The sequence below is a fragment of the Clostridium sp. CM039 genome (genome assembly GCF_055081075.1).
This window is the reverse complement of the sequence record NZ_CM143649.1, coordinates 341,740-366,197: the sequence shown is the minus strand read 5'-3', so window position 1 is coordinate 366,197 and position 24,458 is coordinate 341,740. Positions and strand designations below refer to the sequence as shown.

Genomic DNA, 24,458 nt, shown 5'->3' with positions numbered 1-24,458 from the left:
CCCTTTTTTTAAATAATGCTAGTTAATTTGATAAAATACCTGCATCTTTCAACATCCATTCTATATATATTCCATATCCTAAATCAGGTTTATTAATTAAAACATGGGTTACCGCACCAATAATCTTATCATTCTGAATTATTGGACTACCACTCATACCTTGCACTATGCCGCCAGTTTTTTCTAGAAGCCTAGGATCTGTAATTTTAATGACCATACTTTTCGATCCGGATTTATTTTGAGGTAATAGTTTCTGAATTTCTATTTGAAACAATTGTGGTTCACTACCATTTATAGTGGTTAAAATTTGAGCTTTTCCTTCTTTAATTTCATTTCTTAGTCCTATTTTCATAGGTTTACTAAATTTATTATTTATAAGACTTTTAGTTCCTTCTCCAAATATACCACATTCAGTATTTTTGGTTATTTGACCTTTTATTTTGCTTTCATCTATGAAAAGTCCTCTTAACTCTCCTGGAGTTCCTCTTGTTCCTTTTTTTACTGATACAATATTAGATGATATAATTACACCATTATTAACATTCAATATTGTTCCGGCATCAGCATCTGTAATAGGATGACCTAACGCAGCAAATTTTTTAGTTTTATCATCATATAACGTTAATGTTCCTACACCAGCAGTTGAGTCGCGTACCCATAAACCAATTTTTTGTTTTCCATCTTCTGAATCAATAGTTGGTTTAATTTTAACTTGAAAAAATGTTAAATCATTTTTACGTTGTAATTTAAGAGTGAGTTCTGTATTTTTTTCTTTATTTATAAATCTTATTACATCTTCTGCATGATTTATTTCAACATTATTTATACTTATTATACTATCACCTATTTGTACACCTGCATTTGCGGCAGGACTTGGTGTTTTACCATTTATACCTTGAATATCAGATAAAGCTACTACTAAAACACCTTTAGTATTCAATTTAACACCAATTGGTTGTCCTCCTGGATAAACCATTAAATCTGATTTGTCTTTTATAAATGTTGATTCAACTTCTAAGCTATTTTCTAAATTAACTTTTTTCTCATTTTTCTTTTTATTATTTATATCTGGTTTATTAAGAATAATGTCTTTATCGTCTTTTACTTTTACAAGTTTGTTAGAATATAATGTTTCCATTGGTCTATCATATGCTGCAACAATTTTATTTTGGACTTTAAGATACGCACTTAAAGCAATTATTACTACTAAAGGTGTTATAATCCAACATATTATATTTAACCTTTTCTTCATAAGCTTTACCTCCTTTTCTCTTATATTTATAACTTTAAGTTACCCTCGAATTCTCCATATTATGCTATAACATTAATTCAAAAATAGTCAAAGACATAGATTCAAAACTAATTTATACTAAATTAAAAAAATTACCCTCTATTGCAATTATTTTTACATTTTTATTAATTATACAAACTTAGAGGCTTTATACTTTAGGTTAAAAAAAACGAAAAAAATAAAGCCATAAAATTATGACTTTACTTTTCCCTATTAACCTATTTTTATAACTATGCTAACCTAAAAAACAAAATTAATATTTTTTTTGTTTCTTTGCCATATTTATCATTTCTTTAGAATTTTCCAAGGTTAATTTAGTAACCTGTGTACCACCAATCATTCTAGCTATTTCTTGTTGCTTTTCTTCATCATTCATTTTTATAACATTGGTATAAGTTTTATTTTTTAAAACATTTTTAGATATTAAATAATTTGTATCTGCCATACTAGCTATTTGGGGCAAATGTGTTACACAAAGGATTTGATGGTTTAATGATATTGAATACATCTTTTCTGCAACACATTGCGCGATTCTACCACTAATACCAGTGTCTATTTCATCAAATATAACAGTAGGTATTTCATCCTTATTAACGAATACAGTTTTGAGTGCAAGCATTATACGTGATAATTCCCCACCAGACACAATATTTTCTAATGGATTTAGTGGTTCTCCAGGATTAGTAGATATACAAAATTGAACTTTATCACAGCCATTTTCATAAAATTCATTTACGAGTTTTACTTCTATGTAGAACTCACTTTTTTCAAGGCCAATATAATTTAATTCATCTTTTATTTTACCTTGGAGTTTTTTTGCTGTATCAGATCTAATTTCATGAATCTGATCTGCTATAATTTTCATTTCACGCTCAAGAGCTATTTTTTCTTTTTTAAGAACAATGATTATATCACTACTATTAATTAATTCTTCATATTCAATTTGGATTTTTTCTTTATATTCATAAATTTCCTCAATGGTAGGTGCATACTTCTTCTTACAAGTGTTAATCAGGCTTATTCGACTATTCATATACTCTAATTCTTTTTCATCATAATAAATTGTCTCTTTTAAGTTTCTTAAATCCGTAATATTTTCCTCTATATTAAAATAGCTTTCTTCTATAGAGTCTGCAATTAATTTTATTTTTTCCATGTGCTTTTCTATACTTCTTAATTCCCTAATAGCCATAGCTAAATTATAAAAAACCGAAGTATTTTCCTCATCACTGGTATCTAATAATGCATAACTTTTTGATAAATGTTTTTCCAAATTTTCTGCATTGCTAATGATTGCATATTTTTCTAAAAGATCCTGGTCTTCACCAATTTTGAGATTGGCGCTTTTAATTTCTTCTAACTGGTAATTCAAGAAATCGATTCTTTTTTCTCGCTGTCCTTCATTTCCTTCAAGTTTATTAATTCTATTTTTGATTGTAGTCATTCTTACATATTTCTCATTATATCCCACAAGAACCTTATGAATTTTATCAGTTCCAAAGGAATCCACATAAAATATATGATTGACTTTATCTAATAAATTATGATTATCATGTTGACCATGAATATCCAATAAATTTTTACTAATATACTTAACCTTTGAGAGTAGCAATGATTTACCATTAACTTTTGCAATACTTTTCCCAGATTGAAAAGTTTCGCGACTTATAAATACCATGTCCTCATAATCAATATCCATCTCATCTAAAGCATTTTTGTTATTTTTAGTATCAATGCTAAATATTGCCTCAACATAAGTTTTGTTTTCACCTGTCCTGATTAAGTTCTTATTGAATTTACCCCCTAATACATAATTTATAGCATCAATTAAAATTGATTTTCCCGCTCCTGTTTCACCAGAAAGGACATTAAATCCTTTTTCAAAATTAATACTTAACTTTTCAATTAGGGCAAAATTGTTAATATTTAATTGTAGGAGCATACTACCTCCTCCTATTCACTAATCATTTTTTTAATTTTTTGGATTATCTCTTTTGTCTCTTCTTCTTTTCTAACTAAAATAAATATAGTATTATCTCCAGCTATAGTACCTACAATACCATTGAACTTTAAAGAATCTAAAGCTTCAGCAGCAGCAGCTCCAGCTCCAGAAATCGTTTTTAATACTATAAAATTATCTACATGGTCAACATAAAGAACTGTTTGAGAAAAAATATTAACCAATTTATTTGATAAAAAGGTATCTGCCGGAGAACTAGTTGCATACTTGTGACTTCCATGTGCATTCATAACCTTAATTAATTTCAATTCCTTTATGTCTCTCGATACAGTTGCTTGAGTAATATCAAATCCATTGTTTTTTAGTTCTTCTGCTAACTGCTCCTGAGTTTCAATCTCATTAGCTTGGATAATCTCAATTACTTTTGCATGACGTGAAATCTTCATTTTTTTCTCCCTCACAATCCATTGTTCTAGAAATTATTTTTTTTCTCAAAATTTCAAAATAATTATAATCATTAAATTTAACCAATCTACACTTCTTATTTGAAACACTTACTAATATTTTCTCATAGTTATTTAGCTTTATTGCCCGTTGTCCATCTAATGTCAAAAATATGCTTTCATGTTCACTTTTTATATTTATAGATATTTCACTTTTACAGTCCAGCACTATAGTTCTCATATATAAAGATAATGGGCAAATAGGAGTTACAGCTATAACATCTAAGTTAGGATAAATTATAGGCCCTCCTGCAGATAATGAATATGCTGTAGACCCTGTTGGCGTAGATATTATAAGCCCATCCCCTGTAAACTCAATGTAAAACTTATTATCTATGTGTAATTCATATTTAACAACTCTCGCTAGTGTTCCCTTTGATACAATTATATCATTTAAAGCAGTATATTCTTCAGTTTTATCTCGATATGGCAAAGTGCAATTAAGCATCATTCTGTCTTCTACATAATAATCATCTTCACTAAATCTTTTCATAGCATTTTCAAACTCTAGTAACTCCACACTAGAAAGAAATCCCAAATTGCCTATATTCACACCTAAAATTGGGATATTAGAGTTGTTTAAATTTCGCGATGTTCTTAAAATAGTTCCATCTCCACCTAAAGCAATAATAATATCTAAATCGTTATATTTTATATTTTCAAGGCCAATGGAATCTTTAAATACAAATATGTTAGTATCATCTATATACTTACTAATAATATTTTTTACATACTTACTTATTTTCCCATCTTCATCCTTAGTTGTATTTATATTAATGCCAATTTTTTTCATATTCCCTCCTTGCCGCCTTCTATATCATATATCAACTATTATTTTTATCCTCGCTTACCCTATTTAAATCTTTATGAGCTTCACTAACTATGTGAGTTATATTATCTTCAATATAATTCACATAGTTCTCTTTAGATTTTGTAAAATAAATTAAATATTCAATATTCCCATTAGGTCCTTTTATCGATGAGTAATTAACATTAATAACCTTTACATCTAGACATCTCAGAAAGTTTAAAACTCTAACTATTACCTTTACATGTTCACTAGGTTTTTTAACCACACCTTTTTTATTTACGATGCCTACCCCTACTTCAAATTGTGGCTTTAATAGTGCTACAACGCTACCATCATTTTTTAATAGGTTAAGTAAATTGGGAATAACTTTTTCCAGGGATATAAATGATACATCAATACTTGCAAAATCGGCAAGTTCTCCTATACTATCTACATTTAAATATCTTATGTTTGTATTTTCCATGGATACTACTCGCACGTCGCCTCTCAATTTATCACCTAACTGATTTGTTCCAACATCTATAGCGTATACCTTGCATGCTCCATGTTGAAGCATGCAATCTGTAAACCCGCCTGTAGATGCGCCTATATCTAGGCAAACTTTATCTTTAAGTTCAATATCGAAAGAATTTATAGCCTTTTGAAGCTTTAATCCACCCCTGCTTACATAAGGAATATCTTCTCCTATGAATTCAATACTAGATGATATATCTACTTTTTTCCCACATTTAGTAGTCATAATACCATCCACAAATATATTTCCGGAAATTATATTTTCCTTTGCTCTTTCTCTTGAAAATAGAACTCCCCTTTTAACTACAAGAACATCTAATCTTTGTTTATCTTCTAACATAAAAAACTCCTTAAGACTCCACTAAAGTGCATTATTTAAACTAACCCTAAAATACTTTCAAAAATTCCATCTACATCTAGTTTATGTAATTTATACAGTATGTCAACTGTTCCGTGAGGAATAAACTCATCTTTAAATCCTAAATTAATGACCCTTGTTTTTGTCGTAAGTGAATTCACATATTCTAGTACTAAAGAACCTAATCCCCCATGCACAAGATTATCCTCTATAGTTACTAAAGAATATTTTTTATTCACTAGCTCTAAAAGTAGTTCTTTATCAATAGGTTTAATAAAACACGCATTAATTACAGTAGCTTCTATTCCCATATTGTTTAATTTTTCTCTAACCAATATAGCATTTTGAACCATTTTACCTGTAGCTATAAAGGCTATTTTTCCTCCGCCTAAAAGGGTTTCCCATTTCCCCCTCTTAAAGTTTTCAATAGGAGACATTTTAACATTGCAATTATCCCCACCCCTTGGGTATCTTATAGCAATTGGGTAATCTTGTTTAACTGCAAAAGTTAACATTGACTTCAATTCACTTATACATTTTGGAGCCATAATTGTCATATTGGGAATATGAGATAAATATGATAAATCAAATACTCCTTGATGTGTTTCTCCATCGGCTCCAACAATGCCCGCTCTATCTATAGCAAAAATAACAGGTAACTTTTGAATGCATACATCATGTACAATTTGGTCATAAGCTCTCTGAAGAAAAGTTGAGTAAACCGCAAAAATAGGTTTTAAACCTTGCGATGCCATTCCTGCTGCCATAGTAACTGCATGTTGCTCCGCAATTCCTACATCAAAAAATCTATTAGGAAACTGTTTTGAAAACATTTCTAGGCCAGTACCCTCAGGCATGGCAGCTGTTATTGCCACTATATTTTTGTTCTCCTTTGCAAGGCTTACAATCTGCTCCCCAAATCCATCAGAGTAACTTTTCTTAGAACTACCACATAGCTCTCCAATTAAGGGGTTAAATGGACCTACGCTATGGTATTTACGTGGCTGGTTTTCAGCAAATTTATAACCCTTGCCCTTTTTAGTTATAACATGAATAATCACTGGTCCGTCTATTTCTTTAGCTAGCTTCAATACCTTGCTTACCTCTTTAATATCATGTCCATCTATAGGTCCTAAATATTTAATACCCATATGCTCAAAGAGCATCCCTGGCACAATAACCTGCTTAATTCCATTTTTAATCTTTTGAATTGAACTAACCATACCGTCTCCTACGCTAGGAATTTTTCTAAGCGTAGAATTTATTTCTTTTTTTATTCTATTATAAGTTGGGTCAATTCTAAATTGGCTTAGGTACTTAGACATGCCTCCAACATTTTTAGAAATAGACATTTGATTATCATTAAGCACAATAATCATTTTAGTTTTCCTAAAGCCTATATCATTTAATGCCTCAAAAGACATACCTCCTGTAAGTGCACCATCACCTATTACCGAAATAACGTTATAATCTTCCTTTTGTAAATCTCTAGCCCTTGCAATGCCCAACCCTGCAGAAATAGAAGTACTACTATGTCCTGATTCAAATATATCATATTTGCTTTCTTCTTTTTTAGGAAAACCACTTAATCCACCGAAATTTCTAAGTGCATCAAATTTATCTTTTCTTCCTGTAAGAATTTTATGTACATAAGATTGGTGACCCACATCCCATATTAATTTGTCTTTATCAAAATTAAAAACATTGTATAAACTTAATGTTAATTCTACTACACCTAAATTAGAAGCTAAATGTCCTCCAGTTTTAGATACTTTTTCAATTAGAAAACTTCTAATTTCTCCTGCAAAAACATTCAACTCTTGTATAGACATTTTTTTCACTGAATTTATGTCATTAAAATCATCTAAAATTTTACTCATATACATCTATCCTCTTTTATTAATTATATTATCATACCCACATTTATGGAGATATTATATCATATAATAATATTTAATTCAAAAGCTGTTTCGACTTAAAATACAATTTAATGACATTTAAGGTGTAGTTCATTAATCAAAGAATATTAGTAAATTTTCAATATTCCCTTTTTAATAAAAATTCCGTCATTTCTTCTAAATACTTTGTATTCACCTTAAGATTTTTTAATATCTCAAAACACTCTTCGCTTAAATCATTACACTTTTCCTTACATTTTTCCAAACCATACATGGTTATAAAAGTAGTTTTATTATTACACTCGTCGCTTTTTACATTTTTACCTAAAACACTAACATCTCCAATTACATCTAATATATCATCCTTAATTTGAAATGCCAAACCTAATTTGTCACCATACTCTTTTAATTCACTTAACTCTTCTTCACTGGCATTGCCTAAGATAGCACCACATATTATTGCTACTTTAATTAGTTCTCCAGTTTTATTTCTATGCATATACAGAAGTTCTTCCTCTGATATTGCGATGCCTTCACTTAAAATATCACAGATTTGTCCAGCTATCATCCCCTGAGCTCCAGAAGCTTTTGCTATGAAGGCACTTGCCTTAATTTTATTTAAACTTCCATCTAAACATTGATTTAGCATTATAATCATAGCTTCATTTAATAATCCATCTCCTGCGAGTATTGCAATTGCCTCTCCATAAATTTTGTGATTTGTAGGCTTCCCTCTGCGCAAATCATCGTTATCCATACTGGGCAGATCGTCATGAATAAGGGAATATGTATGAATCATTTCAAGGGCCGCTGCAAAAGGTAAAATATCTCTATAATCTTCCTTGTACATATTGTATGTAAGAATCATTAAAATCGGTCTGACTCTTTTCCCACCGACTTTTATACTATAAATCATCGATTCGAAATTTCTATTGTCAATTTCTGGTTTATTATCAAAATAATCATTTATCCAGTGTTCTACTACATCTTTTAGCAATTTTATATTCATTATATCCCTTCTTTTCATGATAGGTTGTAAAAATAATATAGTGTAATCTAATCTTTAACGACCTCCGCAAGAGTCATAAAATCCCTTTCACCTTCAGCTGTTAATATCTTTATTTTACCTTCTGTATCATTTAAAATTTTGTATAAACTGTTGCAGATTTTTATACCTTCTTCATAATTAATCATAGTTTGTTCTAACGTAACTTCATTCCCATTCATCAGGTCTACAATATCTTCAAGACGAACCATCATATTTTCGTAAGATTCTTTTTTCTTTGCCATTAGAACTCCTCCAAATTTCTTACATTAAATCTACCACTACCGTCCTTTAATGTAATTTTCACCTCTTTTATATTTTTCAAATCACTAATTTCACTAATAACTTCATTTTCATTGTTTTGAAGTATCGCATATCCCTTATTCAATACATTTAAGGGGTTATGAGCATGCAAAAGAGCATTGCACTTGGAAAGTTTCTGCTTTTCTAGTGAAATTTTCGCATTAAACCTGTAACTTAGATTTTCTTTTAAATTATCTATATGGATATATTGATTAACTATAAAATTTAAAGGACTATTTATTTTCAAAGTTTTATTTAATAAATTAACTTTATTATATTCTTTGTTAACCTTAAATTCCACAGATTTTAGTAAGAGTTCTCTAAGTGATTTAATTTCATTATTTAACTCTTTTAAATTTCTCACAGCAATTTCTGCTGCGGACGATGGAGTCGGCGCCCTAAGGTCGCTTACGAAATCTGCTATAGTAAAATCCGTTTCGTGACCAATTCCAGTAATTATAGGTATTTTAGAATTATAGATAGTGACTGCTAAATTTTCTTCATTGAATGCCCATAACTCCTCAATTGAGCCTCCTCCTCTTGCAATAATGATTAAATCAACATTTTTTAGTTCATTAAAATATTTTACACCTTGCGCAACACTCTCGCTAGCATTTACACCTTGAACAATTGTTGGGTATATAAGCATGTTAACCTTTAAGTTACGTCTTGTTGCAACATTAATAATATCTTTAACTGCAGCTCCTGTTGGGGATGTAATTATTCCTATTCTAGTAGGAAATGAAGGTATACTTTTCTTGTGTTCTTTATCAAATAATCCTTTTTTCTCTAATTTCTCTTTTAGATTTTGAAAAGTCAAATATAACTGGCCTTCTCCATCCTGCTCCATGGAGTCACAATAAAGCTGATAAGACCCCTCTTTTTCATAAACAGAAACCCTACCACTGATGATAACATTCATGCCATCTCTAGGTGCAATTTTAAGTTTAAAAGCCTGCGATTTAAACATTACACAATTTATCTTTCCAAATGCATCTTTTAATGAAAAATATATGTGCCCGCTAGAATGCAATTTTACATTAGATAGTTCGCCTTTAACATTTGAGTTTTTTAATATAAAGTCACTGTCTATTATTTTCTTAATATATCCATTAAGATCAGTTACTGTTAATACTTTAATAAACATTATCCCTCCATGCCATGCAAGCATTTTTTATAAGCATTGTCGTAGTCATTAGTCCCGTTCCACCTGGTACTGGTGTAACATAACTTGCATGATTAATAACATCATCAAAAGATACATCCCCAGTTACTTTATTATTCACCATTGTTGTCCCAACATCTATAACAACTGCTCCTTCTTTAATAAAATCACTTGTTACAAAACCTGGTTTACCTATTGCGGCAACTATTATATCTGCTGTTTTGCAAACTTCCTTTAAGTTTGTTGTTTTAGAATGACATATTGTTACTGTTGCATCTTCATTAAGTAGCAATTGTGCTCCTGGTTTTCCAACAATATTACTTCTACCAATAACAACAGCATGTTTCCCTTTAATAACGCATCCAGTACTTTTAATCATTTCAATGACTCCTAAAGCAGTGCAAGGAATAAAACTTTTCTCTCCCTTATAAAATCTGCCCATATTTACATCACTTAATCCATCAATATCCTTTTTATATGAAATTTTAGAAGTGATTTCCTTCTCATTAAACTTTTTCGGTAAAGGCAATTGAATGATTACACCATCCACAGTATTATCTTCATTCAATTTTTCTATAATATCTACAATATCTTTTTGATCAACGTCTTTATCCAAGTGAATACAAGTATAAGATATACCTAATTTATTGCAGAGGTTATTCTGACTTTTTACATATGACGTGCTACCTCCATCGTCACCTACTAATATGGTTTTAATTGATGGCACCCTAAGTCCCTTACTAATACCGCCTTTTATAACTGATTTAATTTCATCTCTGTACTTTTCAACTATCACCTTGCCATTAACTTTAATTCCCATATTATCCTCTCCTTGTTATGTGTTTTTTAAATACTAGTTATTATAATACAGTTCTAACACGCTTTCAAAATTCCTCTTTTATTAAAAAAAATAACTAGTCAAAGATGCCCTAGTTATTTTATTGTTATTTAATTATCTTGCCTTTTTTAAATCATCTTCGCTAAGATACCATTTATAAAAGCTGGGGAACTATCTTCCCCATATTTCTTAGCAAGTTCTATTGCCTCATTTACAGAAACCTTACCTGGTATTTCTTCCTCGAATAATATTTCATATGCACCTACTCTTAAGATAGCTAGATTCATTTTTGATAATCTAGCCAACTTCCACTTAATTAAGTGCTTTTCAATATTTTCATCAATCTCCTTGCTATTTTCATGAATCCCGGCTAGCATCTTGGTAATATACGACATATCAATTTCATTTAAATCAACATCTGTGTTCTCTTTAAAATTTTCAATTATATCCTCATAGTTTTCTTTATTTATTGACATTTCAAAAAGTAATTTCATTGCTATTTCTCTTGACTTTCTTCTATTCATTAGTAATCCTCCTAATTTTCTCATCCTAAATTATACTTTTAATATAAAAATAACAAGCATAGTAATAAACACCCTCTGATTACAGAGGGTGTTTATTACTATGCTTCTATTTCCTCTAGCTTTTCTGTTTTAGATAATACAACATTTTGTACATACACATTTACGGCTGTTACTGTAAGGCCTGTCATAAGCTCTACAGATTTTTTCACATTTATTTGTGCTTTTTCAGTTACTTCCGGAATTTTAATACCATATTCAACTACAACGTGTAAATCAATTACTGCACTACTTTCTCCTACATTGACTTTAACGCCCTTAGATAAATTCTTCTTTCCGCTTAATATTTGAGTTATTCCACCAACGAGACTAGCACTCATACCAACGATTCCCTGTATTTCAGCAACAGCGAGTCCTGCTATTACACTAACCACATCCTCGGATATCTTAACAGTGCCCATTTCTGTTTCATTTAAAATTTTATCTTCCATATTAGTACCCCCTTATTTAGCTTAGGTAAAACATGACAATGCTATATTTATTATATCAGATAAATATAGCATTTACAATTACTATTGCTTGATTTTAACTTCAATTTTTTCTAATTTTGTTTTGTTCATTACAACATCATTAATGCTACGAAGTTCTTCCTCTGAAAGTTGTTTTTTATCACTTTTAACTAATATTTGTACCTTATCATCTACTATACTGCACATTGCTTCTTCAAACCCTAGAGCTTTTAGTGCAAGTTCTATGTCTGATTCATTCTGTGAAGCCATTGATATGTTTAGATATTGCTCAGACGCAGTTGCCTTTTGTGCTTTTGGAGTATTAGTATCATCAATTAAAGCTTTAATCGATTGAAGAGTGCTTACACTTTCTTGATCTCTTGATAATTTTGCTTCTTCAAAATAGGATGAATTACTTTTACTTTCCTTTAGAGATATTGCGCTCTTCTCACTGCTAAAATCACCATCATTTACATATAATGGTCCATTCACCTTTGCCGCAAGATACCCTGCAAACACAATAAGTACTACCAACGCAACAATTATACCAGACTGTTTTTTATTCATAATATTCCCCCCCATCTACCTTTCTTTGAAATTATATGCTACTTATTCATAGGATATACATTAACTTTGTTTTTAGGTAAATTAAATAAATCAATTACCGCCTGCCTAATTCTAAGTTCAGTGACTTTTTCATTAGATCCTTCTGCCACTACGCATACACCAGTAATAATAGGCTTAATTTTTTTCACAATTAATGGTGCATTTTCATTTCCATTATTGGACATAACAACAGCACTTCCGTTATTTTCTTGAGTGATGTTTCTTTTTCCGCCTGTTGTATCATTTTCTTGTGTAAGACTTTTAGAATCATTAACATTTACCGCTGGAACACTCTCCTCTCCACTCTCAAAATAGATCATAAGCTGCACCTTTCCAACTCCTTGAATCCCTTCAAGTGTTGATTTAAGTTTGCTTTCTAATTGTGCTTCATAATCATTTAATTGTAGTGCTTTATTTTCCTTAACAATTTTATCATTTTGTGCATCGCCTGCGACAGCTGAAGTTTGCTTTGGAGATTTAAAAAAACTACTTGCTAAAATTATTACAACTGCCACTAAAATCACTAATACCAAGTTTCCCAATAACTTGTCAGATTTTTTGATTTTATTGTTTTTATTGTTGCCTTGACCACTATTTAATAATTCTGTTTTAATATACTCAGTAAATTTACTAAGCAAATTATCATTGTTCATAGAATCCCCCCCCTCCTTTCTTGTTTTTATATACTGATTAACAATTATAGGTTTTATGAATTTAATTTATAAACAGTAATAGCATCACCAGATATCTTGAATTTACTACTTAGGAGCCTCTTTATTTTGTTTCCTTGTTCGCCTTGCATAATATTTTTTTTAGATGCATTTACACTTTTTGTATTAATTTCTATGTTTTCTATCTTTTTAACCCCTTTTTCCACAATTCCAATTTCAACCGTATTAATCTTAAATATTAGATTTTTACTATCGTAAACAATCTCTATATCAGCATTATACTTATTCTCTGGATATTCCTCTTCTAAGTTTATAATGCATTCATTCTCTAAATTCTTTTTAAAATTTTCCGTTGTATTAAGTATGTTAATATCTTTATACTTTTTAATATCTTTTTCGGTATTACTACCCTCCATGTAAGTTGTTGCTTTATTTGAATAAGAATTAAAATCAAAGTCCTTATCAAAAATCTTCATTATGGGATTTATAATTACCACAATTAACATCAGTCCTAATACAAATTTAGCATATTTTCTCATGCTATTGTCTGGCAAAATCATCTCCACTGCAGTAATAAAAAATATAGCAATGGTAATGTTTGTTACCCAGACTTTTAATCCTTCTATCAAATTATCACCACCTCCTTTATGAATAAATTTATATAGGATAGTAACCACTTTCTAGATTATTAGCTTATTATGCCTTTGCCAGTTGAAGCTACTATTGCAACCATTATGAAAAACATTACACTTACTGATATTACACAGGACATTAAAAGAAGAATAGAATCACCTACTGAATTCATACAATCTACTGTACGGCTGTCACTTATTGGTTCAATTAATGCAGCTGCTACTTTATATAAAAAAGCCATAATTAACAGTTTTATAATAGGGAATAAAACAATTACTATAATAATAACTAATCCTAACCCACTTATAGCATTTTTTAAAAGAAGTGAGTATCCGGCTACTGTTGAAATCGCATCAGATAAACATTTTCCAACTACAGGTATAAAATTATCTACTGCAAACTTTGCTGTTTTTATAGTAACTTGATCTATTGTTTTTGCTGCTATGCTTCTTAAAGTAATTACCGCAATAAATACTGTCATCACTATTCCTTGTGACCAAATAGCAATTTGCTTAAAAAGCTTTGTTAAATTATTTATCTTATAATCACTGGATATATTCTTAACAAATTGAAGTACGAAGCTCATAAATATTATAGGAATGATCATATCTACATAAATTCTAGAACTTAGAGTAGCAAAACCCATTATTATAGGGTCTAGTAAGGTCGCTTCTGCAAATCCTCCCACACTAGCTAGGAGCATCATTAGTACTGGCATAAGTGCCGCCATAAAATCTGTCATATTAAGAATAGTACTTTTAGCAAGTTCTGCTACTATATAAAAGCTTTTAGTTATCATCACGATCATTACACCGTAACACGCAAAATAAGCGATGTTAGATAAACCCTCTTTATTAAAGGCACTTTGAAGATTATTAAGTAACGCGCAAATAACCGCAATAATCATAAGACTACCTATTAACTCCATTGATGCAACTACTTCTTTAAATGTGAATCTAATAACGTAATTAGAGGTTTCTTTAAAACTAAAACCATTTTCACCAGTTTTTATAAATTGTTCTACAAAAGTTCGTGGGTCCATATCATTAAATATTTCATATTTTGTTTTTATGTTAGTAATATAATCATATAAATTGCTTATTTCTTTTTCTTCTTTTTCTCCTAGTTTACCTGGTTGTGTGGCTTGTACACTAATAGGCAAACATATTAAAAATAGTAAAATTATTATTATTTTTTTCATATTATACCTCTGTATTAAAATTAGTAATATTTTTTTCATACTATACCTCTACATTATTTTCAAAATAGATTGCATTACTGCCATCAAAATAGGAATTGCCAAAACTAAAATTAGTATTTTTCCAGAAAATTCCACTTTAGTTGCAATGCTATTCTCACCAGCATCCCTGCAAATTTCACTACAAAAGGAAGCTAAATAGGCAATGCCAAGTATTTTAAAAACTGTGTTTAAATACACAACATCAATATTGGCCTTATTTGCTAATGTTTGCAAAAAACCCATTATTATTGTAAGTTTGTTTATCATAAATAAAAAAATTAATATTCCGGCTGCAATGCTAACTTGAATAGCTAAATCATCCCTTCTACCTTTAAATATAAGTACGATAAATAATGCTGTGAAAGCAAATGCAACAATTTTAATTATTTCCATTATATCCTCCTAAAACTGAAACAAAGTTTTTACAGAATCAAATAGCTTGTTTACTAAATTTATCACCATTATAAGAAGTAGTATTACTCCTGCTAAATTTGCAACTACAGCAATGTCCTCCTTGCCGCCACTTTTTAAAACCTTATCAATAATAATGATCAGAATACCTGTTGCCCCTATTTTGAACAGCAAACTAACATCTAACACTTAAAAACCTCCTCCCTATATTAGTACTATTACCAGCATCGCTCCAAAAGAAAATCCTAAATATCTGTACATTTTTATATTTTTGTTCATAAACTCTTCTGATATTTTAATTTGTTTTTTTAAATTTGCTATAGTCAAAGAAAAAATATTATTTTGCCCTTCAATATCAGATTCCCCTAAGGTTTTTGTTAAATCTAAAATAACATTTATGTCATCAGAGTTTAAATATAATCTGTTTTTCATTAAGTTTACTGCACTATTCGTGGCCTCATATACATTCTCATATTCATTGTCAGATAGTAATTCACTGGTTTTATTAAAAAGTTCCCTTATAGGCTCTTTACTTTTATGTGCTATATTTTTAAAAGCATCCGGCAAAAGAGCATGTACATAAGTTATTTCATTTTGAAGTTGATAAACTGCCCTTTGAACTTCATTTAACTGAAAAACTCTATACTTTAATCTTTCACTGTATATAAATCCTGCCATAGTTGAAGCACATAATATTACAGCACATCCAATTATTTTAATCATATTATGACCTCCATATATCTTTACCTTTAGTAAAATCATAAATACACTCTATTGTTCCAATTCCTTTTTTATTACTAAGAACTATAGCTCTTGAAAATACGTAATTTTCCACAATCTCTTTAAACACTAATCTTTTATACAAATCCTCAATTCCAAAACCATGAATAGTTGTAATTAAACTAATTCCAGAATTTAATGCCATTAAAATGCTCTCCATATCATTTTGGGTGCCAATTTCATCACAAACTATAACATCAGGTGACATGCTTCTAATTGCCATCATAATTCCTTGGCTCTTTGGACAATTATCTAACACATCCGAACGCACTCCCACGTCCATTTGCGGTATTCCTTTAAACGAACCAGCTATTTCTGATCGTTCATCAATTATAGAAACATTTTTACCGTTAAAGTTTTTGTTTTTATCCCCCTTTGATATTTGCCTCGAAATATCTCTAAGTAGGGTTGTTTTACCACATTTAGGAGGAGATATAATAATTGTATTGTGCACTGAATTATTATAAGTAATATAAGGCATCACTTTATCAGCACAACCGATAATTTCTTTACATGCTCTTATGTTTATAGATGAAATGTCTTTAATAGTTTTAATGCTATTGTTTTCAATAACACAAATCCCACATAGTCCAACTCTATGTCCACCTTTTATAGTTATATATCCTTGTCTAATCTCATCTTCAAAAGCATATATTGAGTAATTGCTTATCCTCTGCATTATGTATTTTATATCTTCTGGAGTTGCGATATAATTCCAGATTTCTTCTTTACTGCCAATGTGAATAAACAGAGGCTTGTTTACTTTTATTCTAATTTCTTCAAGTTGCTGCAAATTATCAATCTGTTCCAATTTACTTCTAATAGTCTTAGGTAATATTTCAAATAAATCTTTTGTAGCCAACATTTTTCTCACCCTCTCATATATAATTTGTATTTTACCACCTCGTAAAATATTCCATATAATCGAATTTTTTTAATGACATTCCAGAAGGAAAGTCTCCCACTTCTATAAGTTTGAGTATAAATCACCTTCTGAGGTTCATCAATTCATCTTTTGCAAAGCTGTGCATCACCCAGGAGATGATTTAATGTGATTTAAATTAATTTAATCATCTGAAAAAAATATATGTCTTCCCTCTCAAAAAAAGAACAAAAAAAAAGAACCAAATTGATATGCTCCCCTTATGGTAGACAGTTAAAATAATAAAACTGTTTACTATAAGGAGGGCTATTTTTTTATGGGAAGAAAATCAACTATATCAGACCAACAAAAAATTAAGGCTGTAACATCATATTTAAATGGAAAAGCTAGTATGTTAAGTTTATGCAACAAACTTCAAGTACATAAGAGTTCTTTTCAAAAATGGGTAATACGATATAAATCAGAAGGTGAAGCTGGGTTAAAACATTCTAGCAAAAATACTTCTTATACTGCCAAAATCAAGATTAACATTGTAAAAGAATATCTTGATGGGCATGGCTCACTGAATGATTTATGCATTAAGTATCATATTTCGTCAAATACAGTTTTATGCAATTGGATAAAGAAGTATAATGGTCATGAAAACATAAAATCTTCTGGAACAGGAGGAAAAATAATCATGACCAAAGGACGCAAAACTTCTTATATTGAACGCATTGAAATCATAAAGTACTGTATTGAAAACAATAACAGTTATAATAAAACTGTTGAAAAATATAAGGTATCTTATCCTCAGATTTATACCTGGATGAAGAAGTATAATCAGTTTGGTATTGAAGGGCTTTTGGACCGACGTGGAAAGCCAAAGGCTGAAGAGTTAATGACAGAAGATGAAAAGCTAAAAGCTCAATACAAGCTTTTAGAAGCACAAAATAGAAGATTACGGATGGAGAATGCTCTTCTAAAAAAAATCCAAGAGATAGAAAGAAGGCGATATTAAGCGAAGCTAGATACGAAGATACTTATCTTGCAATCCAAGAATTATCTAACAAAGATAAATTTCCTATAACTGAGTTGTGCATTATAGGCGGCGTTAGCCATTCTGCATATTATAAATGGCTACACAGAGAAAAAAGTAACCGAGTATTGAAAAACGAAGAATTATTAAAGCTTATTTGTGAGTTATATGAGGAAAAAGACGGTATCTTAGGCTATCGCCAGATGACGATTAAAATCCGTAGAGAATATAATAAAAAAGTTAATTATAAACGAATTTATCGTCTGATGCAGATATTAGGATTAAAATCCGTATGCAGAAAAAAAAGATATAATTATATTAAGTCAACTCCTGAAGTTACTGCAGAAAATATTTTGGATAGAAATTTTAAAGCAGAACAAGTCAATAAAAAATGGCTTACAGATGTAACCGAGTTTAAATATGGGAGAAGTGGACAAAAGGCTTATCTAAGTGCAATATTTGATTTAGGTGATAGAAGTATTGTTTCATATGTCATTGGTCATTCTAATAATAACCAATTGGTTTATCAAACCTTTAATCTTGCTGTTAAAGTATACCCTGATGCTAAACCAATATTTCATAGTGACCGAGGTTTCCAGTATACTTCAAAAATATTTAAAGAAAAACTAAAAAAAGCTGGAATGATACAGAGCATGTCGAGGGTTGGGCATTGTATTGATAATGGTCCAATGGAAGGATTTTGGGGAATCTTAAAAACAGAAATGTATTATCTTCATAAATTTGAAGACTATGAAAGCTTAAAGAAATCGATTGAAGACTATATAGAATATTATAATAATAGACGTTATCAAAAACGTTTAAAGTGCATGACACCAATGGAATATCAGCGATATCTATTAGGTAATGCAGCATAAATAAAGCGCCTACCAAATGATAGACGCCTTACATAAAATCTTTAATTATTTCCACTGTCTACTTGACAGGGGGCAGTTCAAATTGGTTCTTTTTAAATATATAATTTAAACTCTTAGCATGTAGTCGCCATTTCTAGTGTCTATTCTAATAGTTTCACCTTCATTAACGAACATTGGAACTTGAATTATTGCTCCTGTTTCCACAGTAGCGGGTTTTGTTACACTTGAAGATGTGTTACCTCTAACCCCAGGTTCAGTACTAGTTATAACTAGTTCTACAAAGTTTGGAGCTTCTACTGAAAAAGCATCATCTTTATAAAATTTTATTATAGCAAACATATTTTCTTTTAAGTATTTTATGGCATCTTCTACTTTTTCATAATTAAGTGGTATTTGTTCAAATGTTTCTTGATCCATAAAGTAGTATAATCCTTCTGATGCATATAAATATTGCATTTCTTTTCTTTCTATAACTGCTTCTTGTAATTTTGTAGTTGGGTTAAATGTTTTTTCTGTAACCCCTTGATTAATAACGTTTCTTAATTTAGTTCTAACAAATGCAGCTCCCTTACCTGGTTTTACATGTAAAAAATCTATTACGGTGTAAACTTGTCCACCTTCATCAAATGTAGTTCCTTTTCTTATGTCTCCCGCTGATATCATTGTGTATCCCTCCAAAATTCATTAGTAATTCAATTAACCATTTATATTATAACCTTACTCGATAAATTAATACCAATTTCTATAACCACTCTAGATAAAAACATTACAGTGGAACAATGTTATTTTATCAAAACTTAATGACATTTGCAAATATAATTATATATTATTTGAAAATGTTGCATCTTTTTTATAAAAACACCATTTTAAGTCCATATAGCTTCATAAAAACAAACATATCCAATTCTTTTTATAAAAAAATTAGATATGTTTATAACTTACTTATTCTTTTTAAAGTCGATACTTATATTTGTAGTATTAGTATCTTTATTAATACTAATACTCTTAACCCCTAAAAAATTTTCACTTTCATTTAAAGCAGATAAAGAACTTCTCAATAATTTTATATCTCCGTTGTAATTCACTTCAACATTACATTTCTCATTTTCCATCATATTAATAGATTTCATTTCAAAATCTTTGTTTTCTATTAGACATTCCAAAATATCACTGTATCCATATTTCTCTTCATTATTATCATTTTCGTCCTTTGTAACATTTGCGTTTTTTGTAACATTAAATACGACCTGTTTTTTATATGCAATAAATTTATCCTTCACAAACATAAGTTTAAAAGATAACATTGCCATTAACATTAATAATATAGCTAATGTTCCCTTGAATTTTCTAGTTTTACACATTTTTATACCTCTAATATAACTTTGAAGTTAAAAGTCCCTTCCTCTTTATTATTTGGAGTTAAATTTTTTATTGAATACTTATTTTCTATATATCTTATCACATTAACATATTCCTCATAACTCTTAACTTCAATGTCTATTTCCAAACCAGCTTTAGTTATAATAATATTTTTGTAACTAAACTTGTTTTCCCCAAAAAAATCACTGAGCTCTTTATATTTTTCTCTAGTAATTATATCAGTCTCAGCAGCTTCTACCACACTAATATTATTTTTATTTTCTTTAACTTGCTCTTGCTCTTGCTCTATAATTTTTATTTTATTGGAAATATTTAGTATAAGAAATAATAAAAAAATGTTTGCTATTAAAGTTACTATAATACATACTTTTATTTTTTTATTCCTTATTTTATCTTTTTTATCTATGTACCAATTTGGAATGAATGTTCTTTTTACCATACATTTCTACCCTCTTATTACTATATATTTCAGCAATTCTTCTCGATTTAACTCACCTAATATTTGATGATTTAATCCTAAATATTTAAATTCATCAATATTCAATTCCTCAATATTTGCATAATATATCTTCTCACATAGTTTTGCATAGTCATTGTACTTTTCTAAAAATTTGTTCATTATATTTGAAAATTTAAATAATAGTAAGTCCTTAACCCCTATAATATTATTAACCACCATTTCATCATTATGACATATTAAAAAATACAAATTGGAATTATAATAGAAAACTAGAACATAGTTTTCCATATTCATTTGGTTAGAATAATAGTTTTTAAAGCAAAACTGAATTAAGTTTACTTTTTTCAGATTAATATTATTATTAATGCTGTCTTCTAAAATATCTAGTCTATTTCCATTTAGGCAAAAAACTAATATTTCCATATTGAATTTGTCTTGTTTAATCAACTTATAGGTATATGCAATATGATCTATGTCCTTATAATAATATCTTAATTCATTTTTAATCATATCATTAATTAGATATTTTTTAACTAAAGGCAATTTTACCAGCTTAATATATACTGTCTCTCCTTCAACAAGAACATATAAATTTTTATCTTTTATATCAATTTTGAAATCTTTTATATTTAGCGTATCCTTATAATATGTATTTTCACAAGCAATCTTTACAGCTTTATTTAATATAGATCTTTTAGAAAATTCTATGCCTGATACTCTTTGCTTTGAAACTTCTAAAATCATATTTTTTCTAAATTTCATTTTTTACCTCCTTTATTTACAAAATAATCAGATTTTATAAATATATTCAGTTTCTATAAATATAATCTGAAATTTTTCATCAATAATTTCTAATTTAAAATAATCATTTCTAGTTGTTCTATATTGGTCAACTGTTTTAATAATTAATTCATTTGTTTTTTTAGAGTAAATCGCCTTAGCTGTATCATACTCTATTATTTTATACTCTGGTATGTCGCCTGTAGAATCATTAAAAACCTTAGTTGTTCCATCTGTTTTCATTTTCTCCTTATTTTCATTAATATAAGTAAAAAATAAAGTCATTAAATATTCTTTGTCTCTTTGATAATTATCCTCTTTTAATATATGTTTTTTATTACTTGCAGAATACTCCACTTCTGACATTTGAATATCAAATATATACATCATGATAGTTAAGCAGATAATCCCTAACAAAATCGTATAAATCAATATAAACCCCTTTTTAGTTTGCATTTTCTATCGCTAAACACCTCTCAATACTTTGCCCGTTGTACCAAACCACTTTAATATAAAGAATTTCCCCGGATTTTATAGCCACAAATTCTTTCACATCATCAATAATTGTATTATTGCCCAAATTACTCGTTTTGTTAGAAGAAACAACAAGTTTCTCATTAAGCAGTTTTATATATTTGGGACTACTTCCTTTGTAATAATTTATCGTAATAATATTTCCAGATGTTTCTACTTCTCTGGCATTCTGATTCACTCCTTTTTCTATTATACATATGGCATCATTCAAGTAATTAAACCCCCTGTTTTGTAATATACTGCTTTTATAGCTTTTCACATAAGATATAAGCAAACTACCTACCACCCCTATCATTAGAAATGCCAATGCCATAACAACTACTATTTCTATAAGTGTAAATCCCTTTTTCTTCATTTATGGTCACCTTTATAGAAACTGCACTGTAATTCTGAAACATTGTTTAGCTTTCCAGAGTATAATGAAAGATTTAGCTTATAAACCTTCTTATCTGGACCTGAAAATGTTAATTCCATATACGGACTCGAAACAGGCCGCTGATTTGAAAACACATTCCTCACATCAGTTTCACTCTTATCAAAACTTAGATTTTCTTTGTTTACAAAAAATTTTTTATCTGTTTTTAACTGTTCTAATTCTTCATATGTCATAGAGTATATAATATTGTTTTTTAAACTTTCCATTAGAAGCACATTATTATTCATAGTTTTAATATCCTTTTTTATATTTAAAGAAGCTATTTCATAGGACATCATGCAAATGAAAATGATGGAGAATACTGCGAGGCTACACAATACCTCCACTAATGTAAATCCCCTTTTACTCAATAATTTTAATATATTCCGTACCTACTCTCACTGTAATTTTATGTTTCACTAAATTATTTTCCTTTAAGGTTATTGTGTACGCCTCCTTAATATAGCCCTCATTATCTATACCCATTTTACTTTGGTCCACATTTACATTATCTAATACTATCTTATTTGATAATGCTAGATTGTTTATCGGCACACCATCAGCATGTAACATCATTTGATTTCCTGGTATATCAAAAGTTATAACGGCACTACAAGAATTTTCTTTGCAATACATTTTTGAATTATTAATAAAACCTACTACAGCATTACAATAATAATCCGCATCTATTTTGTTTCTTATTGTTTTATAATACCTAACAGAAATAGCGCTACATCCACCGATTATACTCATAATCGATATAACTATTATCGTCTCAATTAATGTAAATCCACTCTTTTTCATCATTAAAATTTACCCGCAGAGTCCATAGCATTAAGCATAGGTAGCATAACCGCTAATATAATTGTGCCAATCATAATTCCTAAAAATATTATTAGAATTGGCTCTAATAGTACTGTGGCTTTCTCTACATTTTCCTGAGCATCTTCATAGAATATATCTGCAGCTGTTAAAAACATTTCATCTAAATTCCCCGTTTCTTCGCCTATTTTTATCATAGCCACAAAAAATTGTGGGAATAGGTTCATTGCATCTAATGAATTCGATAAACTTTCTCCTTTTTTTATATCATTAAAAACTGTTTTAAGCTTTAACTTAAAATATCTATCACCAATAACATCATCAATTATTTCAAACGCTTTAAGTAGCCCCACTCCACTGCTTAATAAAATATTAAGCCCTCTAGAAAACCTTGTATAAATAATCCTTTTATGCACCGGACCTACTATAGGACACATAAATTTAAATTTGTCAAAAATAACCTTTCCACTTTCAGTTTTAAGACATTCGATAAAAACAAAAATAAGAATTAAAAAAGTTATTAAAATCCATAATGAATTGCTACGCACAAAATTACTGAATTCTAAAACAAGCCTAGTTATTAGTGGAATATCTGCATCAAGAGAATTTAAGTTTGATATAAATACTGGGATTATCTTTATAATCAAAAACAATGATACAACCATTAATGTTAGAAATACTGTGCAGGGATAAATCATAGAATTAGTAAACTTTTTTAAGAGCTTATACTCTTTTTCATAATACTTAGACAATTCCCCTAGAATTATATCCAGTTTTCCACTCTCTTCACCCAAATAAATCATATTTAACATAAACTCAGGGTATACATTTACAGTCTTCTTCATACTTACAAATAGTGAATTACCTTTTTGTACATTTTCTCTAATGCTAATAAGACTCTTTTTTATGGATTTATGAATCATTTGCTCGTAAAGCAAATTAAGAATATCACATATTGGTATACCCGATTTAATACATATTGAGAATTGCTTGCAAAATATAGATATCATTTTTAAATTAGGTTTACTTGAAATACTAGTTATTTTTTTTATCCGCTTACTTTTTATTAAAAATATTTCTTTTTCACGTAAGCTTAATGCTAGTTCGTAAGTACTGTCGCTTTCTGTACTGCCCTTTATTAAAGTTCCATTTGATGTTTTAGCTGTGTATTTATATCTCATATTATATTTCACCTATCACTTGTCATACTTGACTTGTTATTATTTTCAGCTACA

Annotated in this window: 31 protein-coding genes; 2 read left to right on the top strand and 29 right to left on the bottom strand. The window is 29.3% G+C overall.

Going from position 1 to position 24,458, the window contains the following annotated elements:
* Positions 1-22 precede the first annotated feature (22 nt).
* The 20 genes from spoIVB to spoIIIAA form a co-directional block, all read right to left on the bottom strand.
* A complete protein-coding gene (spoIVB, locus tag ACWJJ2_RS01660) occupies positions 23-1,252 on the bottom strand; it encodes a SpoIVB peptidase (RefSeq protein WP_216302514.1) in 1,230 nt (409 codons plus the stop codon).
* A gap of 292 nt (positions 1,253-1,544) precedes the next feature.
* Positions 1,545-3,233 carry a DNA repair protein RecN gene (gene recN, locus ACWJJ2_RS01655; RefSeq protein WP_216302513.1) on the bottom strand — a complete coding sequence of 563 codons (1,689 nt, stop codon included), beginning with the start codon at positions 3,231-3,233 and terminating at the stop codon, positions 1,545-1,547.
* Between the two features lie 11 nt (positions 3,234-3,244).
* Complete coding sequence (locus tag ACWJJ2_RS01650) at positions 3,245-3,697, bottom strand: arginine repressor (protein ID WP_165412069.1); 453 nt, start codon at positions 3,695-3,697, stop codon at positions 3,245-3,247.
* Entirely contained in the window at positions 3,666-4,547 is an 882-nt protein-coding gene (locus ACWJJ2_RS01645; protein ID WP_165412070.1) for an NAD(+)/NADH kinase, read from the bottom strand. The genes ACWJJ2_RS01650 and ACWJJ2_RS01645 overlap by 32 nt, the downstream gene beginning before the upstream one ends.
* Before the next feature lie 31 nt (positions 4,548-4,578).
* A complete protein-coding gene (locus tag ACWJJ2_RS01640) occupies positions 4,579-5,418 on the bottom strand; it encodes a TlyA family RNA methyltransferase (RefSeq protein WP_216302512.1) in 840 nt (279 codons plus the stop codon).
* Between the two features lie 35 nt (positions 5,419-5,453).
* The gene (gene dxs / locus ACWJJ2_RS01635) at positions 5,454-7,316 is read right to left on the bottom strand and encodes a 1-deoxy-D-xylulose-5-phosphate synthase (protein WP_462953749.1); all 1,863 of its coding nucleotides are present in this window, start codon (positions 7,314-7,316) and stop codon (positions 5,454-5,456) included.
* 157 nt (positions 7,317-7,473) lie between these two features.
* Complete coding sequence (locus ACWJJ2_RS01630) at positions 7,474-8,346, bottom strand: polyprenyl synthetase family protein (RefSeq protein WP_216302557.1); 873 nt, start codon at positions 8,344-8,346, stop codon at positions 7,474-7,476.
* 44 nt (positions 8,347-8,390) lie between these two features.
* Complete coding sequence (locus ACWJJ2_RS01625) at positions 8,391-8,624, bottom strand: exodeoxyribonuclease VII small subunit (protein WP_216302510.1); 234 nt, start codon at positions 8,622-8,624, stop codon at positions 8,391-8,393.
* Positions 8,624-9,829, bottom strand: a complete 1,206-nt coding sequence (gene xseA, locus ACWJJ2_RS01620; RefSeq protein WP_216302509.1) for an exodeoxyribonuclease VII large subunit — start codon at positions 9,827-9,829, stop codon at positions 8,624-8,626. Before xseA ends, ACWJJ2_RS01625 begins: the two co-directional genes overlap by 1 nt.
* A complete protein-coding gene (locus ACWJJ2_RS01615) occupies positions 9,819-10,667 on the bottom strand; it encodes a bifunctional 5,10-methylenetetrahydrofolate dehydrogenase/5,10-methenyltetrahydrofolate cyclohydrolase (protein WP_216302508.1) in 849 nt (282 codons plus the stop codon). Before ACWJJ2_RS01615 ends, xseA begins: the two co-directional genes overlap by 11 nt.
* Before the next feature lie 146 nt (positions 10,668-10,813).
* Positions 10,814-11,209, bottom strand: a complete 396-nt coding sequence (gene nusB, locus ACWJJ2_RS01610) for a transcription antitermination factor NusB (RefSeq protein ID WP_216302507.1) — start codon at positions 11,207-11,209, stop codon at positions 10,814-10,816.
* A 98-nt stretch (positions 11,210-11,307) separates the two neighbouring features.
* On the bottom strand, positions 11,308-11,697 hold the full coding sequence (locus ACWJJ2_RS01605; protein WP_165412078.1) for an Asp23/Gls24 family envelope stress response protein: 390 nt from the start codon (positions 11,695-11,697) through the stop codon (positions 11,308-11,310).
* Between the two features lie 81 nt (positions 11,698-11,778).
* A complete protein-coding gene (locus tag ACWJJ2_RS01600; protein ID WP_216302506.1) occupies positions 11,779-12,282 on the bottom strand; it encodes a SpoIIIAH-like family protein in 504 nt (167 codons plus the stop codon).
* Between the two features lie 38 nt (positions 12,283-12,320).
* Positions 12,321-12,974 carry a stage III sporulation protein AG gene (gene spoIIIAG / locus ACWJJ2_RS01595; protein ID WP_216302505.1) on the bottom strand — a complete coding sequence of 218 codons (654 nt, stop codon included), beginning with the start codon at positions 12,972-12,974 and terminating at the stop codon, positions 12,321-12,323.
* A gap of 53 nt (positions 12,975-13,027) precedes the next feature.
* Positions 13,028-13,621 (bottom strand): stage III sporulation protein AF, encoded by a 594-nt coding sequence (gene spoIIIAF, locus ACWJJ2_RS01590; RefSeq protein WP_216302504.1) that lies wholly within the window; start codon positions 13,619-13,621, stop codon positions 13,028-13,030.
* A gap of 59 nt (positions 13,622-13,680) precedes the next feature.
* On the bottom strand, positions 13,681-14,826 hold the full coding sequence (gene spoIIIAE / locus ACWJJ2_RS01585; protein WP_216302503.1) for a stage III sporulation protein AE: 1,146 nt from the start codon (positions 14,824-14,826) through the stop codon (positions 13,681-13,683).
* Between the two features lie 48 nt (positions 14,827-14,874).
* Positions 14,875-15,258 (bottom strand): stage III sporulation protein AD, encoded by a 384-nt coding sequence (spoIIIAD, locus tag ACWJJ2_RS01580; RefSeq protein WP_165412082.1) that lies wholly within the window; start codon positions 15,256-15,258, stop codon positions 14,875-14,877.
* Between the two features lie 9 nt (positions 15,259-15,267).
* Positions 15,268-15,465 (bottom strand): stage III sporulation protein AC, encoded by a 198-nt coding sequence (gene spoIIIAC / locus ACWJJ2_RS01575; RefSeq protein WP_216302501.1) that lies wholly within the window; start codon positions 15,463-15,465, stop codon positions 15,268-15,270.
* Between the two features lie 15 nt (positions 15,466-15,480).
* Positions 15,481-15,999, bottom strand: coding sequence for a stage III sporulation protein SpoIIIAB (gene spoIIIAB / locus ACWJJ2_RS01570; protein ID WP_216302500.1), 519 nt, complete (start codon positions 15,997-15,999; stop codon positions 15,481-15,483).
* 1 nt (position 16,000) lies between these two features.
* Complete coding sequence (gene spoIIIAA / locus ACWJJ2_RS01565) at positions 16,001-16,918, bottom strand: stage III sporulation protein AA (protein ID WP_216302556.1); 918 nt, start codon at positions 16,916-16,918, stop codon at positions 16,001-16,003.
* Between the two features lie 337 nt (positions 16,919-17,255).
* Between spoIIIAA and ACWJJ2_RS01560 the strand changes: the two genes are divergently transcribed.
* Together ACWJJ2_RS01560 and ACWJJ2_RS01555 are read left to right on the top strand one after the other, a co-directional pair.
* Positions 17,256-17,939 carry a helix-turn-helix domain-containing protein gene (locus ACWJJ2_RS01560; RefSeq protein ID WP_258280590.1) on the top strand — a complete coding sequence of 228 codons (684 nt, stop codon included), beginning with the start codon at positions 17,256-17,258 and terminating at the stop codon, positions 17,937-17,939.
* A gap of 74 nt (positions 17,940-18,013) precedes the next feature.
* A complete protein-coding gene (locus ACWJJ2_RS01555) occupies positions 18,014-18,832 on the top strand; it encodes an IS3 family transposase (RefSeq protein ID WP_253198320.1) in 819 nt (272 codons plus the stop codon).
* A gap of 105 nt (positions 18,833-18,937) precedes the next feature.
* Here ACWJJ2_RS01555 and efp read toward each other — a convergent pair whose 3' ends face one another.
* The 9 genes from efp to ACWJJ2_RS01510 all read right to left on the bottom strand — a co-directional run bounded on the left by efp (position 18,938) and on the right by ACWJJ2_RS01510 (position 24,404).
* Entirely contained in the window at positions 18,938-19,495 is a 558-nt protein-coding gene (gene efp, locus ACWJJ2_RS01550) for an elongation factor P (protein ID WP_165412085.1), read from the bottom strand.
* A gap of 275 nt (positions 19,496-19,770) precedes the next feature.
* The gene (locus ACWJJ2_RS01545; protein WP_220319494.1) at positions 19,771-20,193 is read right to left on the bottom strand and encodes a hypothetical protein; all 423 of its coding nucleotides are present in this window, start codon (positions 20,191-20,193) and stop codon (positions 19,771-19,773) included.
* A gap of 2 nt (positions 20,194-20,195) precedes the next feature.
* Positions 20,196-20,651 carry a hypothetical protein gene (locus tag ACWJJ2_RS01540; RefSeq protein ID WP_462953748.1) on the bottom strand — a complete coding sequence of 152 codons (456 nt, stop codon included), beginning with the start codon at positions 20,649-20,651 and terminating at the stop codon, positions 20,196-20,198.
* A 6-nt stretch (positions 20,652-20,657) separates the two neighbouring features.
* Positions 20,658-21,434 (bottom strand): hypothetical protein, encoded by a 777-nt coding sequence (locus tag ACWJJ2_RS01535; protein ID WP_462953747.1) that lies wholly within the window; start codon positions 21,432-21,434, stop codon positions 20,658-20,660.
* A gap of 27 nt (positions 21,435-21,461) precedes the next feature.
* The gene (locus ACWJJ2_RS01530; RefSeq protein ID WP_216302496.1) at positions 21,462-21,908 is read right to left on the bottom strand and encodes a hypothetical protein; all 447 of its coding nucleotides are present in this window, start codon (positions 21,906-21,908) and stop codon (positions 21,462-21,464) included.
* Complete coding sequence (locus ACWJJ2_RS01525) at positions 21,898-22,341, bottom strand: type II secretion system protein (protein ID WP_216302495.1); 444 nt, start codon at positions 22,339-22,341, stop codon at positions 21,898-21,900. Before ACWJJ2_RS01525 ends, ACWJJ2_RS01530 begins: the two co-directional genes overlap by 11 nt.
* The gene (locus ACWJJ2_RS01520) at positions 22,338-22,748 is read right to left on the bottom strand and encodes a hypothetical protein (protein ID WP_216302494.1); all 411 of its coding nucleotides are present in this window, start codon (positions 22,746-22,748) and stop codon (positions 22,338-22,340) included. Before ACWJJ2_RS01520 ends, ACWJJ2_RS01525 begins: the two co-directional genes overlap by 4 nt.
* 16 nt (positions 22,749-22,764) lie before the next feature.
* Entirely contained in the window at positions 22,765-23,208 is a 444-nt protein-coding gene (locus tag ACWJJ2_RS01515; protein ID WP_216302493.1) for a prepilin-type N-terminal cleavage/methylation domain-containing protein, read from the bottom strand.
* Positions 23,208-24,404 (bottom strand): type II secretion system F family protein, encoded by a 1,197-nt coding sequence (locus ACWJJ2_RS01510; protein ID WP_216302492.1) that lies wholly within the window; start codon positions 24,402-24,404, stop codon positions 23,208-23,210. The genes ACWJJ2_RS01515 and ACWJJ2_RS01510 overlap by 1 nt, the downstream gene beginning before the upstream one ends.
* Positions 24,405-24,458 lie beyond the last annotated feature (54 nt).

Bases quoted from the DNA above. Each gene is read 5' to 3' on its own strand.
- spoIVB (WP_216302514.1), bottom strand. From the start codon at position 1,252: ATGAAGAAAAGGTTAAATATAATATGTTGGATTATAACACCTTTAGTA.
- recN (WP_216302513.1), bottom strand. From the start codon at position 3,233: ATGCTCCTACAATTAAATATTAACAATTTTGCCCTAATTGAAAAGTTA.
- ACWJJ2_RS01650 (WP_165412069.1), bottom strand. From the start codon at position 3,697: ATGAAGATTTCACGTCATGCAAAAGTAATTGAGATTATCCAAGCTAAT.
- ACWJJ2_RS01645 (WP_165412070.1), bottom strand. From the start codon at position 4,547: ATGAAAAAAATTGGCATTAATATAAATACAACTAAGGATGAAGATGGG.
- ACWJJ2_RS01640 (WP_216302512.1), bottom strand. From the start codon at position 5,418: ATGTTAGAAGATAAACAAAGATTAGATGTTCTTGTAGTTAAAAGGGGA.
- dxs (WP_462953749.1), bottom strand. From the start codon at position 7,316: ATGAGTAAAATTTTAGATGATTTTAATGACATAAATTCAGTGAAAAAA.
- ACWJJ2_RS01625 (WP_216302510.1), bottom strand. From the start codon at position 8,624: ATGGCAAAGAAAAAAGAATCTTACGAAAATATGATGGTTCGTCTTGAA.
- xseA (WP_216302509.1), bottom strand. From the start codon at position 9,829: ATGTTTATTAAAGTATTAACAGTAACTGATCTTAATGGATATATTAAG.
- ACWJJ2_RS01615 (WP_216302508.1), bottom strand. From the start codon at position 10,667: ATGGGAATTAAAGTTAATGGCAAGGTGATAGTTGAAAAGTACAGAGAT.
- nusB (WP_216302507.1), bottom strand. From the start codon at position 11,209: ATGAATAGAAGAAAGTCAAGAGAAATAGCAATGAAATTACTTTTTGAA.
- ACWJJ2_RS01605 (WP_165412078.1), bottom strand. From the start codon at position 11,697: ATGGAAGATAAAATTTTAAATGAAACAGAAATGGGCACTGTTAAGATA.
- ACWJJ2_RS01600 (WP_216302506.1), bottom strand. From the start codon at position 12,282: ATGAATAAAAAACAGTCTGGTATAATTGTTGCGTTGGTAGTACTTATT.
- spoIIIAG (WP_216302505.1), bottom strand. From the start codon at position 12,974: ATGAACAATGATAATTTGCTTAGTAAATTTACTGAGTATATTAAAACA.
- spoIIIAE (WP_216302503.1), bottom strand. From the start codon at position 14,826: ATGAAAAAAATAATAATAATTTTACTATTTTTAATATGTTTGCCTATT.
- spoIIIAD (WP_165412082.1), bottom strand. From the start codon at position 15,258: ATGGAAATAATTAAAATTGTTGCATTTGCTTTCACAGCATTATTTATC.
- spoIIIAB (WP_216302500.1), bottom strand. From the start codon at position 15,999: ATGATTAAAATAATTGGATGTGCTGTAATATTATGTGCTTCAACTATG.
- ACWJJ2_RS01560 (WP_258280590.1), top strand. From the start codon at position 17,256: ATGGGAAGAAAATCAACTATATCAGACCAACAAAAAATTAAGGCTGTA.
- efp (WP_165412085.1), bottom strand. From the start codon at position 19,495: ATGATATCAGCGGGAGACATAAGAAAAGGAACTACATTTGATGAAGGT.
- ACWJJ2_RS01545 (WP_220319494.1), bottom strand. From the start codon at position 20,193: ATGTGTAAAACTAGAAAATTCAAGGGAACATTAGCTATATTATTAATG.
- ACWJJ2_RS01540 (WP_462953748.1), bottom strand. From the start codon at position 20,651: ATGGTAAAAAGAACATTCATTCCAAATTGGTACATAGATAAAAAAGAT.
- ACWJJ2_RS01535 (WP_462953747.1), bottom strand. From the start codon at position 21,434: ATGAAATTTAGAAAAAATATGATTTTAGAAGTTTCAAAGCAAAGAGTA.
- ACWJJ2_RS01530 (WP_216302496.1), bottom strand. From the start codon at position 21,908: ATGCAAACTAAAAAGGGGTTTATATTGATTTATACGATTTTGTTAGGG.
- ACWJJ2_RS01525 (WP_216302495.1), bottom strand. From the start codon at position 22,341: ATGAAGAAAAAGGGATTTACACTTATAGAAATAGTAGTTGTTATGGCA.
- ACWJJ2_RS01515 (WP_216302493.1), bottom strand. From the start codon at position 23,208: ATGATGAAAAAGAGTGGATTTACATTAATTGAGACGATAATAGTTATA.
- ACWJJ2_RS01510 (WP_216302492.1), bottom strand. From the start codon at position 24,404: ATGAGATATAAATACACAGCTAAAACATCAAATGGAACTTTAATAAAG.